The sequence below is a fragment of the Peribacillus sp. R9-11 genome, from assembly GCF_031345095.1.
GTDB lineage: Bacteria > Bacillota > Bacilli > Bacillales > DSM-1321 > Peribacillus > Peribacillus butanolivorans.
On the sequence record NZ_CP133763.1, the window covers coordinates 1,555,551 to 1,572,334 of the forward strand.

Genomic DNA, 16,784 nt, shown 5'->3' on the forward strand with positions numbered 1-16,784 from the left:
CTGATCATTAATACATCATTAGAAAGCTGCATTAAGAGAGGTAAATAAAGCACACATGGTCATTCGTCTACATATGGATAAATGAAGTTCAAATATGAGGTGAAAAGGTATGAAATCATACGAACCATCTAATCAACAAAACGACTATAACGGTATTGAAAATAACCTTTATCCAAATGAATATACCACATATATTGACAATGGTTTCTTGTCGGACCCATATCATTTAGGAAATCAGGTTTTAGGAGAAAGACAGCGGCCACCAGGACCACCGCAAGGAGGAGGTCAACCGCCGCCGCGACCACCACAAGGGGGAGGAGGTCAACCGCCGCCGCGGCCACCACAAGGGGGAGGAGGTCAACCGCCGCCGCGACCACCGCAAGGAGGAGGAGGTCAACCGCCTCGACCACCACAAGGAGGAGGACCTCCTCACAAAGCGCCGCCGCTATTTATTCCACAGTTTCCTGGTGGAATGATTAAGGCCATTGACGCTGGTTCAATGAAAGGATGTTTATACCAAAATACGTATGTATGGTTAATAAATGGCCGCTCATTTTGGTTTTACCCTACCTATGTTGGCTATAATTCTGTGGCTGGATATCGATGGAGACCAAGTCAGCAACGTTGGGCCTACTATGGAACGGACGCGAGTGAAATACGCTCTTTTCAATGTTATTAAAAAAACCAATCCACAAAAGTGGATTGGTTTTTTTGTAAACTAATTTACCTATGAGGTTTAATCTATAAAATAATCTGGGAAATCGGATATGATTCCATCCAATTTCATCTTCTTTAACATGTGAATTTGTTTTTTATTGTTGACGGTCCATGTAAATACTTTCATCCCGTGCTCTTGGATTCGCATTTGCAGCTTGGTACTCAAAATGGTTTGTTTTGGATTTAAAAACGAAGCAAACTCTGCTATTTCTTTCAATTTTTGATCAGAAATACGCCGCTTTATCAATACCCCGACTGGAATGTCTGGCATTAATTGATGAAACCTTTTCATGGATTCCATATCAAACGAATGAACCAGAATTCTTTTTTTATCTGATGTATAATCCTCTCTTTTGCTTAATTCTTCTGCAAGTTTCTTTTCAACTCCAGGGTAAAGAGATGGATGCTTTATTTCTATTAATATTCCAACCTCAGACCGGAAATTTTCAAATATCTCGCTAAGTAAAGGAACTCTTTCGTCCTTAAAACGAGCATGAAACCAGCTTCCAGCATCCAATTCCTTTAATTCAGCTACTGTGTAATCTCGAAGGTTTCCTTTTCCGTTTGTAGTTCGATCGAGTGTAGAATCATGATGAACCACTAGGATACCATCTTTACTAAGATGAATATCGACTTCTAGGAAATCAGCGCCCAATTCAATCGCTTTATAATAGGATGCCATCGTATTCTCAGGGCAATATCCAGATGCCCCGCGATGTCCAATCTTGAGGGGGGAATGCTGCATAGTGAAGTTGTCTGGGAAGTTACTTTTCGTTTTTTTTAAGTAGAGCACCAACAGGACCAGTATAGTTACCAAGATAAGAAAAAATGCTATCACCTTGCACACTCCCTTTGCTAACATTAATCAAAACTTTTTGCAATCTTTTACCCCTATGATAAATAAAATAAAAGACCTCTGTATACTGATAACCTCTTTTAATCATGTATTTTAAGTGGTAAGAAATCATGAATTGGATCTGGCTTTCATTATGCAGCTAATTATTGTTTTTTTATCTTAAAAGGATTTTATAGGTATGTATGGAATACTTATAAATTAAGTCTATGATAAGGGGGAAGGCAGATGCAACTGCAATTGAAACCGAATTCTAAAAAATGGAAGGGTAATCTAAGTTTATATTTTTCCCTTCCAATTCTCTCTTGGGCCTTTTACGATTTTGCCAACACGATTTTTTCTTCTAATATTAATACAATTTTCTTTCCCTTCTTTCTTCAGGAACAAATCGGAGAAAATGCTGTTCTTGATCAGATTGCTAGTACCTTCATTTCTTATGCGAATGCGATTGCCAGTTTATTTCTTGTTCTGTTTTCTCCACTATTTGGTGTAATGATTGACCGAACAGGAAAGATGAAGAAATATATCATAATTTTCACATTGGTTTCAGTTGCAGCGACTTTTTTAATGGGGATTTTTGGTGGTCTATCGTTGGAAGGAAATCTTCTTGGTATCCCAATTTCCTTAGTGATTGTCATTATTTTATTTGTGATAGCAAAGTTTTTCTATCATTCAAGTCTTGTTTTCTATGATACGATGATGAGCGATCTAGGCACGAAGCAGCAATTGCCGCTAATATCAGGGTTTGGTGTCGCTGTAGGCTACATTGGAACGCTTGTCGGTCTGTCCATCTATCCATTTATTAGTAAAGGGAGTTCACATGAAGCCTTTATCCCCACCTCTATCTTATTTCTGATTTTTTCCCTTCCATTATTCTTTTTTCTAAAAGATACGCCAAAACAGCAAAAGGTAAAACAACCTTTTTTTTCAGGTTATAAGGAAATTATAGCAACATTTAAAGAGATGAGATCTTATCAATTAGTATTCACATTTATGATTGCGTATTTTTTCTTAAATGATGCAATTGCGACAACAATTGGCATGATGGCCGTTTACGCGAAGACCGTTGTTGGATTTTCTTCAGGTGGATTCATTTTACTTTATCTGGTCTCAACGGTATCCAGTATTATTGGTTCGTTTCTATTTGGGTATATAACTCAGGCAAAGGGCCCACGGCTTGCGGTTACATATGTGGGTATTCTGCTCCTAGTCGCCTTATTTGTGGCGGTCTTTGCCCAAACGCCTCTTTGGTTCTGGATTGCCGGGAGCATGTTTGGCATTGCACTCGGGTCGATGTGGGTAACATCCCGGACATTCATTATTGAATTGACACCAGTGGAGAAAAGGGGGCAGTTTTTTGGACTCTTTGCATTCTCAGGAAAAGTTTCTTCAATAATAGGTCCTCTTATGTATGGAACAATTACGTTAATTTTCCATGACCTCGGCACACTGGCTAGCCGGATGGCATTAGGCTCACTGATTATCATGACAGTAATCGGGCTATGCTTCCTATTGAAAATGAAGAATTTAGAAGGAGTTAAATAAAAAAGAATGAGCTCAGCAAAGGCTGGGCCCATTCTTTTAAAAAAAAATGAATGTTTATACCAAATTCAATGTCACGTCGAGATTCCCACGAATTGATTTTGAATAGGGACAGGTCATGTGAGCTTTTTTTGCAAAGTCTTCTGCTTCTTCCCGGCTAAGATCAGGGATGGAGATATCCAGCCTGACAGCCAATTTGAAACCACCGTCTTCTTCATCTTTCCCAATTGTGACATTTGCGGTCACAGAAGTATCAACTTTCTTTTTTGCTTTCTGCAGGACAAGATTCAATGCACTGTCAAAACAGGCAGCATATCCGGCGGCGAATAACTGTTCCGGGTTGGTTGCTTTCTCACCGGATCCACCTAATTCCTTCGGTGATCTTACATCAAAATCAAGAATACCATCCTCTGATTTCACATGTCCTTCACGACCACCGTGTACAGTAACGACTGCTGTATATAATGGTTTCAATGAAAACAACTCCTTTTTATATTCTTAAATTCTTTAGTTCCCTAATACAAGGCTAATTAAACAAAAGAATGAGAGGTAGGATAAGAATATGAACTATGTAATACTTCAAAAAAATGGTTTTAAATTGGAAGAAAATGTTTTATAATGAACTGTATTAGGAAGAGTAATACACTATGTGCAGAGAGGGGGGTGATGATGTTCGAGTTGGATGTGCAAAGTAGAAAACCTATTTATGAGCAATTGATGGATAAGATTAAGGAACTTATGATTAATGAAGTTTTGCAAGAACATAATCAACTTCCTTCTGTTAGAATATTGGCACAGAAATTGACCATCAATCCTAATACGATTCAAAAAGCTTACAAACAGCTTGAATTGGACGGATATATTTATACATTGCCGGGCAAAGGAAACTTTGTGGCACCTCCTAAAACTTTGAAGAATTCCTTAAAAGAAGAGAAGATAAAATCCGAACTTACAAAGGTTCTTGCTGAAGCACTGTATATTGGAATTGATAAAAATGAAATCTACAAGTTAGTTAAAGAAATTAGTGCTTTAGCCAAGGGGGGAGAGTCATGATTGAAATAAAACAGGTGAGTAAATTATATGAAGGAAAAGAAGCAATCAAGGATGTAACCTTGGTTATTCATGAAGGCTCAATTTTTGGGTTGTTAGGATCTAATGGTGCCGGAAAAACGACCCTTTTAAAAATGCTTTCGGGCAATTTAATTCAGGATTGCGGCGAGGTACTTATTGATCAATCCCATGTCTTTGAAAACCGAGAAGTGAAAAATCGTTGTTTCTTCCTTCCTGACACACCTTATTTCTTGGCTAACTATACTATTATGCAAATGGCAGGCTTTTATAGTCATATTTATAGTGACTGGAATCAAGAACGTTTCTATCAATTACAGGAAGTGTTTCCCATTCCCTTTCAAAATAAAATACATAAATTGTCAAAGGGGATGCAGAGACAGGTTGCTTTTTGGTTGGCTCTCTCAACCATGCCGGAAGTTCTCATTCTTGATGAACCCTTTGATGGGCTGGATCCGGTTATGCGCAAAAACGTGAAACAGTTGTTGATTCAGGATGTATCTGAACGGAAAATGACAATTTTGATTTCGTCCCACAACCTCCGGGAAATTGAAGATTTAGCCGATCATGTGGGAATATTACACAAAGGGGAACTTATTATCCAAAAAGATTTGGACGATTTAAAAGCGGATGTACATAAAGTACAGATTGCCTTCAAAAATAAGATTCCTTACGGGATTTATCGCGGAGTTCAAGTTCTTAATAAGGAGAGGCGAGGCAGCGTGATTGTATGCATTGTTAAGGGTAAGAAATCCGAGATTGAATCCCACTTTAATCAGTTTCAACCAGAAATATTCGATATGCTACCCCTTACTTTAGAGGAAATATTCATTTATGAAATGGGGGATATAGGTTATGTCATCCAGAATAACCTTGTTTAATAGAGAACTGATTATCTATATTTTCAGATGTTCCGGCTGGATAGGTTTCCTTTATTTTATCGGCCTCATCTTTGCGTTGCCTTTAGAAATTTTGACGATTGTTTTAAATGAAAATAGTGAATATGTAAAATTCGAAAATCTTTTTTCCAGTCAGCAGATGATACAATTCGTCTTAGTCATAGGTATCCCAGTGTTGCTTGCCATCTTCCTATTTCGGTTTTTGCAGATAAAACAAGCTTCGGACTTTATACATAGTTTACCGATTACTAGACGCAGCATTTATTTTCATATGATTGGAACGGGAATTGGCTTTATTATACTGCCTATTTTACTTACAGGCTTAATATTGATATTGTTCCACTCGGCAATAGATGTAGAGAGGCTGTATACCCTTGCAGATATTTGGTCCTGGATGGGAATTACATTTTTCATGGAAGCAATGATCTTTTCTGTGGCTGTTTTAGTAGGAATGGTTACGGGATTATCTGCCTTGCAAGGCCTACTAACTTATATCTTGCTTGCTTTACCGGTTGGCTTATTTGTTTTGTTTGTTGCTAATGTGAAGTTATTGCTAGCGGGATTTTCTGCAGATTATTATTTAAGTGCCAATATCAATAGCATTTCTCCATTATTAGCTGCAACTGAGATGGAAAAAATGGAATTTTTTTCAGTTAATATATTAATCTATGGACTATTAATCTTGCTTTTTCTACTGATTTCGCTGTTTCTCTATGAGCGGAGAAAGTTGGAGCATGTCTCACAGGCATTTGTTTTTCCTATGATAAAACCGCTATTTAAGTTCGGATTGACGATAAGCATGATGTTGTTTACAGGATTTTATTTTAGCGAAACTACAGGGAAACTAGGATGGATATTTTTCGGCTATATTGTCGGATCATTGATTGGATATTATCTAGGTGAAATCGTCCTGCAAAAGACATGGCGAATCCGTGTCAATTTGAAAGGATTTGTATCATTTGCGGCGGTTATTATTTTGCTTGCTGTCATCCTAAAATTAGATCCTGTTCATTATGAGTCAAAGGTTCCTGATATAAAGATGATTAACCAAATTTATATTGGAAACAATCCACTACTCTATTATGAAGATAACTCTTCAAATGGTGAGTTCAATTATTTGAAAGAAAAAGAAAATATAGAAGCGCTGAGGTTATTGCATCAGCAAATTATCGAAAAAGGTAAAAAGGCTTCCATTGGTGATTTAAATATAAATCACTCTGTATTTCTTATGTATGAACTTAAGGATGGAAAACGAATAGCAAGAGAGTATCATTTGCAAAACTACGATTCATACCTGCCACTACTGGCGAAAATCTATGAGTCTAGTGAATATAAAAAAAACGTTAATGAGTTATTAAATGTGTCAACTGAGGATGTTTCTAAAATCAATATAACTGCGAGCGGAGAATTGGACAAATCTGTAAACATTACGGACAGTCAGGAGCTTAAAGAAGCTATACAGGCATTATCGGAAGACCTGAAAAATCAGTCGCTGGCTCAAATGACAAATTCTATTGGAGATTATGCGTCGATTGACATTCTTTTGAAGAATAACAATATTATTTATTTGAATTGGGATTCTTCTTATACTCAGTTTTCGAATTGGATGGAACAAACTGGGCAAGCAAAAGAGGCTAGGTTAACGGCTGATGAAATCTCTTATATTCTAGTAGCAAAGACTGATCCACAAATTTTTAATTCGATTTCTGAAAGTGAAGTTGTACAGCGAATTGAGAAGCAGTCAAATCGCTTAAAGCTTGATCAGACCTCGGAAATCGAGTCGGCAATTGATAACGCTCAAATCGATTGGGGAGGAGATTATTTAGCTGCCTTTTATTATAAAGATAGCAGAAATATTGATATCAAGAGCTTTTCTGGTGATCATGTTCCCGGCTTTATTTTGGAGCACTTTAACGAATGAGATGCGAGGAGGAACGAGTGTGAAAGAAAAGCGTTATTGCCAAACGCAAGATTTCACTTTGGTTTATCAATCCTTTTATAAGCGGATTTATTATATAGCCTTAGCGATTATTAAATGTCCTTTTCTGGCAGAGGATATTACCCAAGAAACCTATATAAAAGCCTATAATAAACTTCATACGATCAACAATAGGGAGAAGATAGGAGCATGGCTAGCATGCATCGCTACGAGAACAGCAATTGATTTTTCCCGTAAGCAAAAAAGGGGATGCCAATTAATTCAGCAGGAGATGGTGGATTGGGTAGAGAGCCAGGCATGCAGACAAGTGGTAGAGGAGAACGGTATTGATATTTGGACTTTAAAAGAAGATGTCTCCAATCTCTTATGTAAATTGACTCAAAAACAAAGGGAGATATTGCTGCTGAAGGTAAATGGAGGATTAAAAGAACGTGAAATTGCCGCTATACTTGAGATAAATCAAGCAACTGTCAAAGTTAATCTATTTCGAGCTAGAAAACAGTTGAAGTACGCATTACAAATGCAGGCAGTTGCTTAAAAAGGAATGGATGCCGTCCAGGTTGGGCGGCATCCATTTGCATATGGTTTCTATTCTTTATAGTTTAATGACGTTCTTAGCTTGAGGTCCGCGATTTCCATCTTCAATTTCAAATTGTACTTCTTGACCTTCATCAAGAGTCTTGAAACCATCGCCCTGAATAGCGGAAAAATGTACGAATACATCATCTTCGTTTGGTACTTCTATAAATCCAAACCCTTTGTCACTGTTAAACCATTTTACTTTACCTGTTACTGTCATTCGATGAATCCTCCTAATAATTTTAAAAATATTAATGGTGACTGTTTTTCCTTACAGGAAAAAATCAATTTCACACATTATCAAATACCCTCATTTAAGTTGAAATATCATACGAAGATACTTGATAATATGTGAATCTTTACTGGAAGTATTTAGCTGGGGTGTTCTGTATCGGAACCTTCTGGAACAATTTCTAGTTTTTTAGTATATACCCACCTTTATAAAGGATAAAACAAGAGGATGTAATTTATACATATTCATTTGGGGAAATTAATATTATGGTTGTTTAATGAGGGAGAGGTCCAATCCTAATGATGAGGAGGATTATATTGAACTATGAGGTGCTTGAAAATGAGATGAATCTAAGCTTTCCTTAGTCCTGGCGTAAAAAAATTCACGTCAAAATGGTGTAAGCAAAAGCTAGTATTGATTTACTTAAGCTGAAAGAGGAAAAATAACTCTTGGAATCAAAGTTTTTTATAAAGATATTCGGGTATAGGATAAGAAAGAAAGGACTGATCAATAATGAAGAAATTATTAAAAAGAGCTGTCGTTTTTGCTGCTCCTATAATATTCAGACAAGTAAAGAAACGTTGGAAAAACAAACGTAATCAAAAAGCAATGAAGACAGCAAGATAAGTTGGTTAAACTATGAGTAAATGAACGATAACCATATGAACTTGGATAAGAGGCGCTGATATAGCGTCTTTTGTTTTGCTATAACATCAAATCCGCTTAAGGTGATTCATTCACCTCTACATCTTTCCTTCATATCGTGTTAAAATAGTAAGGTTGATTGAAATGAATGCTGAGTAGCCAAGGCTTAAGCCTTATGATATATTTTTTCATACATATATTGTGTATGTTGGTTTACATACAAAGAAAGGTTGACATTCCAATGTGAAAAATCTAATTAGCCTTCCTATAAATATATTTAGTGATGACTCCAATAATGAAAGGAACATTTTATGACTACATTAAAAGACGAGGTTCAATCCCGACGGACCTTCGCAATTATCTCCCACCCGGATGCCGGGAAAACAACTTTGACAGAAAAATTATTACTGTTTGGTGGCGCCATTCGTGATGCCGGGACAGTTAAAGCTAGAAAAACAGGGAAATATGCAACAAGTGATTGGATGGAGATTGAAAAGCAACGGGGAATTTCCGTTACATCTTCAGTCATGCAGTTTGATTATGATGATTTCCGTGTGAATATCCTCGATACACCAGGTCACCAAGATTTCAGTGAAGACACATATCGTACATTGATGGCTGTTGACAGCGCCGTGATGATTATCGATTCGGCAAAAGGGATCGAGGATCAGACGGTTAAATTATTCAAAGTGTGCCGGATGAGAGGAATTCCGATTTTTACATTTATCAACAAAATGGACCGCCAAGGGAAAATGCCGCTCGAATTGCTTGCTGAACTTGAAGAAGTACTGGGCATTGAAACATACCCAATGAACTGGCCAATTGGGATGGGAAAAGATTTTGTCGGCATTTACGACAGGTTTAATAATCGGATCGAACAGTTCAAAACAGAAGGCGATGAGCGCTTCCTTCCATTAAATGACGAGGGTGAACTCGAGGTGGATCATGAACTTAAAGATTCACAGTTGTATGAGCAAACTTTAGAAGAAATTATGCTGTTGACGGAAGCGGGGAACCAATTCTCTGAAGAAAACATTGCGAATGGTAAACTTAGCCCTGTATTTTTCGGAAGTGCTTTAACAACATTTGGGGTTCAGACGTTTTTGGATGCTTATCTGCAGTTTGCACCTGCTCCTCAAGCCCGTATGACAACTTCAGGTGAAATGAGTCCTGTCAGCAATGATTTTTCTGGTTTCATTTTCAAGATTCAAGCGAATATGAACCCAAAACACCGTGATCGGATTGCTTTTCTTCGTATCTGTTCTGGTAAATTTGAGCGTGGAATGAGTGTAAACTTGAGCAGAACAGGTAAACCAATTAATCTTTCTTCTTCAACTCAATTCATGGCTGATGATCGGAACACGGTAAATGAAGCAGTAAGCGGAGATATTATTGGTTTGTATGATACCGGGAACTACCAAATTGGTGATACTATAACGACAAGTAAAGATATGTTTCAGTTCGAACGGTTACCTCAGTTTACCCCAGAACTATTCATGCGGGTAACAGCTAAAAACGTTATGAAACAGAAGCATTTCCATAAAGGAATTAACCAACTAGTACAAGAAGGGGCCATTCAGCTCTTCAAAACAGTTCGGATGGAAGAATACCTGCTTGGTGCGGTTGGTCAACTTCAATTTGAAGTATTTGAGCATCGGATGAGAAATGAGTACAATGTTGAGGTCATGATGGAGCGTATGGGTAGTAAAATCACTCGCTGGGCCGAAGATGAAAAGCTTGATGAAAACCTTCACAGCTCAAGAAGCATACTAGTTAAAGACCGTTTTGAGAAATACGCATTCCTGTTTGAAAATGAGTTTGCACTTCGTTGGTTCCAGGATAAAAATCCTGACGTGGAATTATATAATCCAATGGATTTGAAATAATGGAGAAGCCCGTGTATATACGCGGGCTTTTTTTATTATCTGGAGCATTATTAAATATCGAAAGATTTTTTGATAGTAGCTTAGCCAAGTATCCATAGCTGTATTTACCTGTTCTTATGTGAAATCACCTAAAGAGCAGATTAATGGAGGAACTTCATGATCAATAATTTATGTATCTCGTGAGAACTGATATTCAATTTTATGAGAAAAGTTCTTTGTATCAGAGGAGCCTTTAATGAATGGAAATGGTTGGTGAAGGTGAACTTGGAAGCTGATTCTGTCAGTCGTTGGGAATGTGGGGTAATTTCCCTTGTTATCTTAGGATATTTATGAACCTGTACTAATCGAAGTATGGGTTTTCGTTTTATGAGAAGAATGTCGATTTTATTAAGAATCAAAATCTACTAAAAAAGATTATTATTCCTTTGACAATCTTAAGAAACTCATTTATATTTATCTAGTGCTTTAGTACTTAAAAGCGTTTCAGCAATTGTGAGGAATTAAAAGGTCCATCCTTACCTCAGAGAATACACAACATGAAAGCGGGGAAATACATCATGCGTCTGGAAGATGCAAAGCTAAAACTCTCCTTACCTGAAGCAATTGGGGTTTTGGCAATTCTTTTCTTAATCATTGCAACTGGTATCATACATTATGGACTTGCCCCCCATATTCCAATAATAGCTGCTATCCTATTTCTATTTGTTTATGGAAAGTTCAAGAAGTTGCCATTTTCGATTATGGAGGCGGCTATCGTCAAAGGTGCAGTTTCTGGTATGGGAGCTATCTATATATTCTTTTTCATTGGAATGCTAATTTCGATCTGGATGGCAAGCGGGACAATCCCTACCATCATGTACTATGGGTTTGACTGGATTTCTGGTGAATATTTCTATGCGGTCACATTTCTGGTGTGTTCGCTAATTGGGCTCTGTATCGGGAGTTCACTTACAACATCAGCCACGATCGGAGTTGCTTTCATAGGTATGGCGGCGGCGATGGATTTATCGTTGGCGATTACAGCCGGTGCAATCATTTCCGGTGCATTTCTTGGGGATAAAATGTCTCCATTATCCGACTCGACCAACCTTGCTTCGGGAACGGTTGGAGTACCATTATTTGAACATATTAATAATATGCTTTGGACAACGATTCCAGGTTTTTTAATATCACTTATTATCTTTTATTTCCTTTCACCGAATGTCAAACTGGCTCGTGTTGAGGAGGTTGAAGCAATGACAAAAGCCTTGGAAATGGAAACGAACATTAGCATATGGAGTTTGATTCCGTTTGTCATCGTTCTAGTCATGGCTTTGAAAAAGGTGTCGGCGATTCCGACTTTGTCAGCAGGAATTGTTTCGGCCGCTGTCATTGCTTTCATACAAACGCCAAGTTTGACCGTTGCAAAGCTAGCGGATATCTTATACGGCGGTTTTGTACTGAAGAGTGGAATGGATCAACTTGACTCAATCCTATCGCGGGGCGGCATTGAAAGTATGATGTTCTCCGTTTCGATGGTGTTGTTGGCATTGGCGATGGGCGGACTATTGTTTGAATTAGGGGTCATCCCTTCTATTTTAAATGCGGTCCAGGATTCATTGACGAGTGTAGCGAAAGTGATTTCAGCTACCGTATTTGCAGGAATCAGCGTGAATTTCCTAGTGGGGGAACAGTATTTATCAGTTATACTGCCTGGGAAAGCCTTTCAGCAGAAATATGAAGATTTAGGCTTGCAGCCAAAAACGCTTGGGAGGGTACTTGAAGATGCGGGAACAGTTGTGAATCCTTTGGTTCCTTGGGGGGTCTGCGGTGTATTCTTGACACAGGTATTGGGTGTTTCAACCTTGGAATATGCTCCATTTGCATTCTTCTGTCTGCTTTGTCCTTTACTTAGTTTAATTGCTGGCTTTACGAAAATCGGGATACACTATAAGTAAAAAAACAGGCGGTCGATTTCGACCGCCTGTTTTTTAGTTGAATTTGATTCCAGGTTATATTAATCACAGACACAGCAGTATTCTATATTTAGTTAAATTGCTGTAAATTAAAAACCCCCAACATACTGATAAACAGAATGCCAGGGGATAAAAAACTAGAGTTTTATTTTGAAGAGGATATCTCTTCTTTTGGGATGGTAGTAATCTTTTCTTTCTGTTCAAGTATATTCATTCGCATTACGACATTTTGGAAGATTCCCATTGAAATCATAAGCAGTAGTAAGGAAGAACCTCCATAGCTGATAAATGGAAGGGTAATCCCGGTAATTGGAATAAGCCCAGTCACTCCGCCAACGTTGATGCCTACTTGAATGCCAATCATGGATGATATGCCGATTAATAGCAGGCTTCCGAATGGATCTTTACATTTGGCAGAAAGCACAAAACCCCTCAAGACGATAAAACCGAGTGTCAAAAGAACGAAAGCTACTCCGAATATTCCGAGCTCTTCCGCAATTATGGCCATGATAAAATCTGTATGTGATTCAGGCAGGTACCCGTATTTTTGTACACTGTCCCCAAGTCCGACACCTGTTACACCACCTGAACCTATTGCGAACAATGAATTCACGAGCTGATATCCGTCTTCTCCTGCTGTACCAAAAGGGTCTGCAAAGCCGGTAAAACGAGACACTTTATTTTCAGATAAAACGGATGAGAAATTACCTGTCACAAGAACTCCTAAAGCAAAAATAGCTACGAACACTAGTGTTATTAAAGAGAGTTTGAAGATGCTTTTAAAAGACATTCCAGAGGAAATGATCATGGTACTTGAAATTAGGAAAATGACGGCTGCCGTTCCATAGTCCGGTTGTATCCCGATTAAAAAACAAATAAATACTAAAAAGAAAATCGGAGGAATAACAGCTTTATCAATACTATTGATTCGATCCTGTCTTTTTCCGTAAATGGCTGCCAGGTAAATAATCATGACTAGCTTTGAAAATTCTGCGGGCTGAATAGATTTTGAACCTAATTTAAACCAGCTTGTGGCATTTCCTGCAGTATGGCCAAAGATGAAGAGCATCAAAAGGATACCTGCCATTCCAAACATCATTAACATTAAAAAGTTTTTGTTTTTGTACATCTTATAAGGAAGAATCATCGTCACAATCATTGCTAAGAAAGAAATGATAAAGGCCATTTTTTGTTTCTCAAAGAAGAAATCCATGGACTGGCCGTATCGAGCAACTGCAGTAATCATGCTCGCACTATAAATCATGACTAAACCAAATAGACAGAGTAATACGACAGCGATAAAAATAGGGAAGTCGTATGCTTTAATTATTCTTTTCACTTGTGCGCTCACCTCAAATATGTATGCGCGAAAAAATCGCCTTCTTATATAGTAACGGAAAATCGCCTATATAGATAATAATTTTTATTCAATATATGAATTTACCCTCTAAATCTTATTATTAAACCCCTAATCTGATAAATTTCTAGACAATCTACTAGATTACTCTTTAAAGAAGAATCCTACTAGGTACCTTCGATAGAAAATGCAAATACTCCTTCAAAATGGAAGTATTTTTTTCTATTATATTCCATTTAAATAGTAATAATATGTAAAGTAACTTACAATCAAGGTAGGTAAACTGAGGGGGAATAATCTATGGAGCATGTTTATTTATTCACAGGATTTCCGGGTTTCATCAGTAATCAGTTGATCATGGAGCTTTTAAGGCGTGATGATGCCTTAAATAAAATCTACCTGCTTGTTTTGCCTGAACAAAAGATAAAAGCAGAAGCAGAAATCAAATCTATAGAAAATGAACTGGATGGAGCAAAAATAGTATTTGAAATGGTGATAGGCGATATAACGAAAGAAAATCTGGATATTCCATTTGATTTAATTCATAATCTTCAACAAGAAATTACCCATGTTTTTCATCTTGCAGCGATATACGATTTAGCTGTCCCTGAAAAAATTGCTCAGCTAGTTAATGTCGTGGGTACGAAACATGTAAATGAATGGGTTAAAGGGTTAACTAAACTTAAGCGATATACCTATTTTAGCACGGCTTATGTTGCGGGTAACCGGGAAGGAAATCTGTACGAGCATGAAATGGTCTTTCCAAAAAGCTTTAAGAACCATTATGAACGTACTAAATTTGACGCCGAATTATTGGTCGAGGAGCTTAAAAAAGAGGTTCCGACTACCATCATTCGACCTGGTATCGTAAAGGGGCATTCTCAAACAGGGCAAACAATTAAATTTGATGGACCCTATTTTATCCTTAATTTTCTTGATCGGTTAAGCTTTCTCCCTTTATTTCCATATATTTCTTCAGAAAGGGAAACAGTCGTGAACCTGGTTCCAATTGATTATATTATACAGGCTACTGCATATCTGGCATTATATAAAGAAAGTGCTGGAAAAACGTATCATTTAACCGATCCTAATCCATGTACGGCTACTGAAGTTTATGAACTATTTGTTGGAGAATTATATAAGAAAAAACCAAAAGGTTATGTACCAATGGTATTGAGTCAGGCGTTTTTATCAATTCGTCCGGTGCGGGCGTATTTAGGAGTTGAAAAAGAAGCCTTGGATTATTTTACTTGGAAGGGGCGGTTTGATAGCAAGGAAGCCCAAAAAGACTTAGCTGGTTCTGGAATCGTTTGCCCTAATTTCAGGAAAGGTGTTCCGGCTATGGTTGATTTTTATTTAAGGTATAAAAATGATAAAGAGTATCAGATTAAAATAAGGTAAAACAAGGGGAGAAGTTATGGAAGAATTACATACCAAGTGGGAAGTGTATTCTCCGGCAACAGGTGAGAAGATTGCCGAACTTGATGAAACGCCACTGGAGTCTATTCCTCATTTATATACGAAATCAAGACAAGTGTTTCAGACCTGGTCAAAACTTCCTATCAAAGAACGTCTGCAATATTTAAAGCGCCTTCGTTTACTGATGGTTAACAAAATGGATGAAATAGCAGAGGTTATTTCAAAAGATACAGGCAAAGTTAAAATTGAAGCGCTTGTCGCGGATATCATGCCAACTATTGATGCAATTAAGCATATTGAAAAACATGCAGTGAAAGCTCTTTCTAGACAGAAGGTTCCCACACCATTAATGTTAATTGGGAAAAAATCTTATATTGATTATATGCCCCGTGGAACTGTTCTCGTCATTTCACCTTGGAATTATCCGCTTCAACTAGCAATGGTCCCGATCCTGAATGCTCTTGCCGGTGGGAATACCGTTATTGCCAAACCTTCAGAGGTGACACCTTTAGTGGGAATGTGCATAGAAAATTTATTCCATGAAGCAGGTTTTCCAGAGGGGACCGTTCAGTTTGCTCATGGAGGGAAAGATTTAGGTGCGTCATTAACTGAGCAGAAACCGGACTATATTTTTTTCACTGGTTCTGTCAGGACCGGAAAAATAATTGGTGAAGTTGCAGCAAAACAGCTAATTCCAAGTACTTTGGAGCTTGGTGGAAAGGATCCGATGATTGTCCTGCGTGATGCGAACTTGGAACGGGCTGTTAATGGAGCGCTTTGGGGGGCTTTTACAAATAGCGGGCAGGTGTGTATGAGTGTTGAACGAATATATGTGGAACGTCCCGTTTATAAGGAGTTTCTGTCTTTGCTTAAAGAAAAGTCTAATTCTTTAAAACAGGGGACACGATTAACGGATGATATTGGTTCAATGACCTTCCCGGCTCAGATTGATATTGTTGCTGGACACCTAGAGGATGCGCTTAATAAGGGTGCCATACTTGAATATGGAACCTCACCGAATGATTGGAAAACGGGTAAGACCTATTTTATTCCGCCGACGATATTGTCCAATGTCAATCATACAATGAAAATTATGAAAGAAGAAACGTTCGGTCCAGTTCTGCCAGTTGTACCATTCGATACGGAGGAAGAGGTCGTCCGGCTAGCAAATGATACTGAGTACGGACTTAATTCGAGCGTTTGGACAATGGATACGGTAAAAGCAAATCGGGTAGCATCCCAGTTAGTGACAGGAGCGGTAACGATCAATGATGTTCTGATTACTGTTGCTAATCATTACTTACCCTTTGGTGGTACAAAGCAAAGTGGTATCGGCCGTTATCATGGCGAACAAGGAATGCGGATTTTTTGTCATGAAAAAGCAATCATGAAAGACAATGGAAAAAAGAATTCGGAAATTCAATGGTATCCATATGAAGGGAAGTATACGAAGTTTTTATCACTGTTCCAACACTACTTTTCTGAAAAAACCAACTGGATTCAATTTGGTAAAGAATATTTACAATTAATTAAGATATCCAAGGAAAAACGAAAATAGAAATTCTAGAATTTTTATCTTATAGAAAAAAAGATTGTAATTTTCACCATTAGCACGTATACTATTAATATACTTAATAACTGATTTTCCTTTTACAAAGGGGAGTAGCGTTAGGGTTCGCCCTAAAACAAAGTC

At 37.8% G+C, this 16,784-nt stretch carries 14 protein-coding genes; 10 read left to right on the plus strand and 4 right to left on the minus strand.

The features are described from left to right. Nucleotides 1–109 precede the first annotated feature (109 nt). A complete protein-coding gene (locus RE409_RS07490) occupies nt 110–679 on the plus strand; it encodes a transporter (protein WP_242486114.1) in 570 nt (189 codons plus the stop codon). Between the two features lie 57 nt (nt 680–736). On the opposite strand, the gene RE409_RS07495 is transcribed toward RE409_RS07490, so the two are convergent. Next, nucleotides 737–1,555, minus strand: coding sequence for a glycerophosphodiester phosphodiesterase family protein (locus RE409_RS07495; RefSeq protein ID WP_201221570.1), 819 nt, complete (start codon nt 1,553–1,555; stop codon nt 737–739). A 243-nt stretch (nt 1,556–1,798) separates the two neighbouring features. On the opposite strand from RE409_RS07495, the gene RE409_RS07500 reads away from it, so the two are divergent. Next, entirely contained in the window at nt 1,799–3,115 is a 1,317-nt protein-coding gene (locus RE409_RS07500; RefSeq protein WP_201221568.1) for an MFS transporter, read from the plus strand. Nucleotides 3,116–3,169: 54 nt separating this feature from the next. Here the strand turns inward: RE409_RS07500 and RE409_RS07505 are convergent, their stop codons facing one another. Continuing rightward, nucleotides 3,170–3,586, minus strand: a complete 417-nt coding sequence (locus RE409_RS07505) for an organic hydroperoxide resistance protein (protein WP_053345094.1) — start codon at nt 3,584–3,586, stop codon at nt 3,170–3,172. A gap of 195 nt (nt 3,587–3,781) precedes the next feature. On the opposite strand from RE409_RS07505, the gene RE409_RS07510 reads away from it, so the two are divergent. The 4 genes from RE409_RS07510 to RE409_RS07525 are packed head-to-tail and all read left to right on the plus strand — an operon-like array spanning nt 3,782 to nt 7,556. Then, nucleotides 3,782–4,165: a GntR family transcriptional regulator gene (locus RE409_RS07510; protein WP_053345095.1), complete on the plus strand. Its 384-nt coding sequence runs from the start codon at nt 3,782–3,784 to the stop codon at nt 4,163–4,165. After that, nucleotides 4,162–5,061 carry an ABC transporter ATP-binding protein gene (locus RE409_RS07515; protein WP_053345096.1) on the plus strand — a complete coding sequence of 300 codons (900 nt, stop codon included), beginning with the start codon at nt 4,162–4,164 and terminating at the stop codon, nt 5,059–5,061. The genes RE409_RS07510 and RE409_RS07515 overlap by 4 nt, the downstream gene beginning before the upstream one ends. After that, on the plus strand, nt 5,036–7,000 hold the full coding sequence (locus RE409_RS07520) for a DUF6449 domain-containing protein (protein WP_201249860.1): 1,965 nt from the start codon (nt 5,036–5,038) through the stop codon (nt 6,998–7,000). The genes RE409_RS07515 and RE409_RS07520 overlap by 26 nt, the downstream gene beginning before the upstream one ends. Before the next feature lie 19 nt (nt 7,001–7,019). After that, the gene (locus tag RE409_RS07525; RefSeq protein ID WP_201181684.1) at nt 7,020–7,556 is read left to right on the plus strand and encodes an RNA polymerase sigma factor; all 537 of its coding nucleotides are present in this window, start codon (nt 7,020–7,022) and stop codon (nt 7,554–7,556) included. Nucleotides 7,557–7,613: 57 nt separating this feature from the next. Here the strand turns inward: RE409_RS07525 and RE409_RS07530 are convergent, their stop codons facing one another. Then, a complete protein-coding gene (locus RE409_RS07530; protein WP_201181683.1) occupies nt 7,614–7,817 on the minus strand; it encodes a cold-shock protein in 204 nt (67 codons plus the stop codon). Between the two features lie 968 nt (nt 7,818–8,785). Between RE409_RS07530 and RE409_RS07535 the strand changes: the two genes are divergently transcribed. Both RE409_RS07535 and nhaC read left to right on the plus strand, forming a co-directional pair. Next, on the plus strand, nt 8,786–10,360 hold the full coding sequence (locus RE409_RS07535) for a peptide chain release factor 3 (RefSeq protein ID WP_053345100.1): 1,575 nt from the start codon (nt 8,786–8,788) through the stop codon (nt 10,358–10,360). 536 nt (nt 10,361–10,896) lie between these two features. Next, nucleotides 10,897–12,297 carry a Na+/H+ antiporter NhaC gene (nhaC, locus tag RE409_RS07540; RefSeq protein ID WP_242486115.1) on the plus strand — a complete coding sequence of 467 codons (1,401 nt, stop codon included), beginning with the start codon at nt 10,897–10,899 and terminating at the stop codon, nt 12,295–12,297. Between the two features lie 163 nt (nt 12,298–12,460). On the opposite strand, the gene RE409_RS07545 is transcribed toward nhaC, so the two are convergent. Continuing rightward, complete coding sequence (locus RE409_RS07545) at nt 12,461–13,654, minus strand: FtsW/RodA/SpoVE family cell cycle protein (RefSeq protein ID WP_309558783.1); 1,194 nt, start codon at nt 13,652–13,654, stop codon at nt 12,461–12,463. Nucleotides 13,655–13,972: 318 nt separating this feature from the next. Between RE409_RS07545 and RE409_RS07550 the strand changes: the two genes are divergently transcribed. After that, complete coding sequence (locus RE409_RS07550; RefSeq protein ID WP_201221561.1) at nt 13,973–15,073, plus strand: SDR family oxidoreductase; 1,101 nt, start codon at nt 13,973–13,975, stop codon at nt 15,071–15,073. 16 nt (nt 15,074–15,089) lie between these two features. After that, entirely contained in the window at nt 15,090–16,649 is a 1,560-nt protein-coding gene (locus tag RE409_RS07555) for an aldehyde dehydrogenase family protein (protein WP_309558785.1), read from the plus strand. Nucleotides 16,650–16,784 lie beyond the last annotated feature (135 nt).

What these genes read in the sequence shown, in the direction of transcription:
- RE409_RS07490 (WP_242486114.1), top strand. Translation starts at nt 110, where the DNA reads ATGAAATCATACGAACCATCTAATCAACAAAACGACTATAACGGTATT.
- RE409_RS07500 (WP_201221568.1), top strand. Translation starts at nt 1,799, where the DNA reads ATGCAACTGCAATTGAAACCGAATTCTAAAAAATGGAAGGGTAATCTA.
- RE409_RS07510 (WP_053345095.1), top strand. Translation starts at nt 3,782, where the DNA reads ATGTTCGAGTTGGATGTGCAAAGTAGAAAACCTATTTATGAGCAATTG.
- RE409_RS07515 (WP_053345096.1), top strand. Translation starts at nt 4,162, where the DNA reads ATGATTGAAATAAAACAGGTGAGTAAATTATATGAAGGAAAAGAAGCA.
- RE409_RS07520 (WP_201249860.1), top strand. Translation starts at nt 5,036, where the DNA reads ATGTCATCCAGAATAACCTTGTTTAATAGAGAACTGATTATCTATATT.
- RE409_RS07530 (WP_201181683.1), bottom strand. Translation starts at nt 7,817, where the DNA reads ATGACAGTAACAGGTAAAGTAAAATGGTTTAACAGTGACAAAGGGTTT.
- RE409_RS07535 (WP_053345100.1), top strand. Translation starts at nt 8,786, where the DNA reads ATGACTACATTAAAAGACGAGGTTCAATCCCGACGGACCTTCGCAATT.
- nhaC (WP_242486115.1), top strand. Translation starts at nt 10,897, where the DNA reads ATGAAAGCGGGGAAATACATCATGCGTCTGGAAGATGCAAAGCTAAAA.
- RE409_RS07550 (WP_201221561.1), top strand. Translation starts at nt 13,973, where the DNA reads ATGGAGCATGTTTATTTATTCACAGGATTTCCGGGTTTCATCAGTAAT.
- RE409_RS07555 (WP_309558785.1), top strand. Translation starts at nt 15,090, where the DNA reads ATGGAAGAATTACATACCAAGTGGGAAGTGTATTCTCCGGCAACAGGT.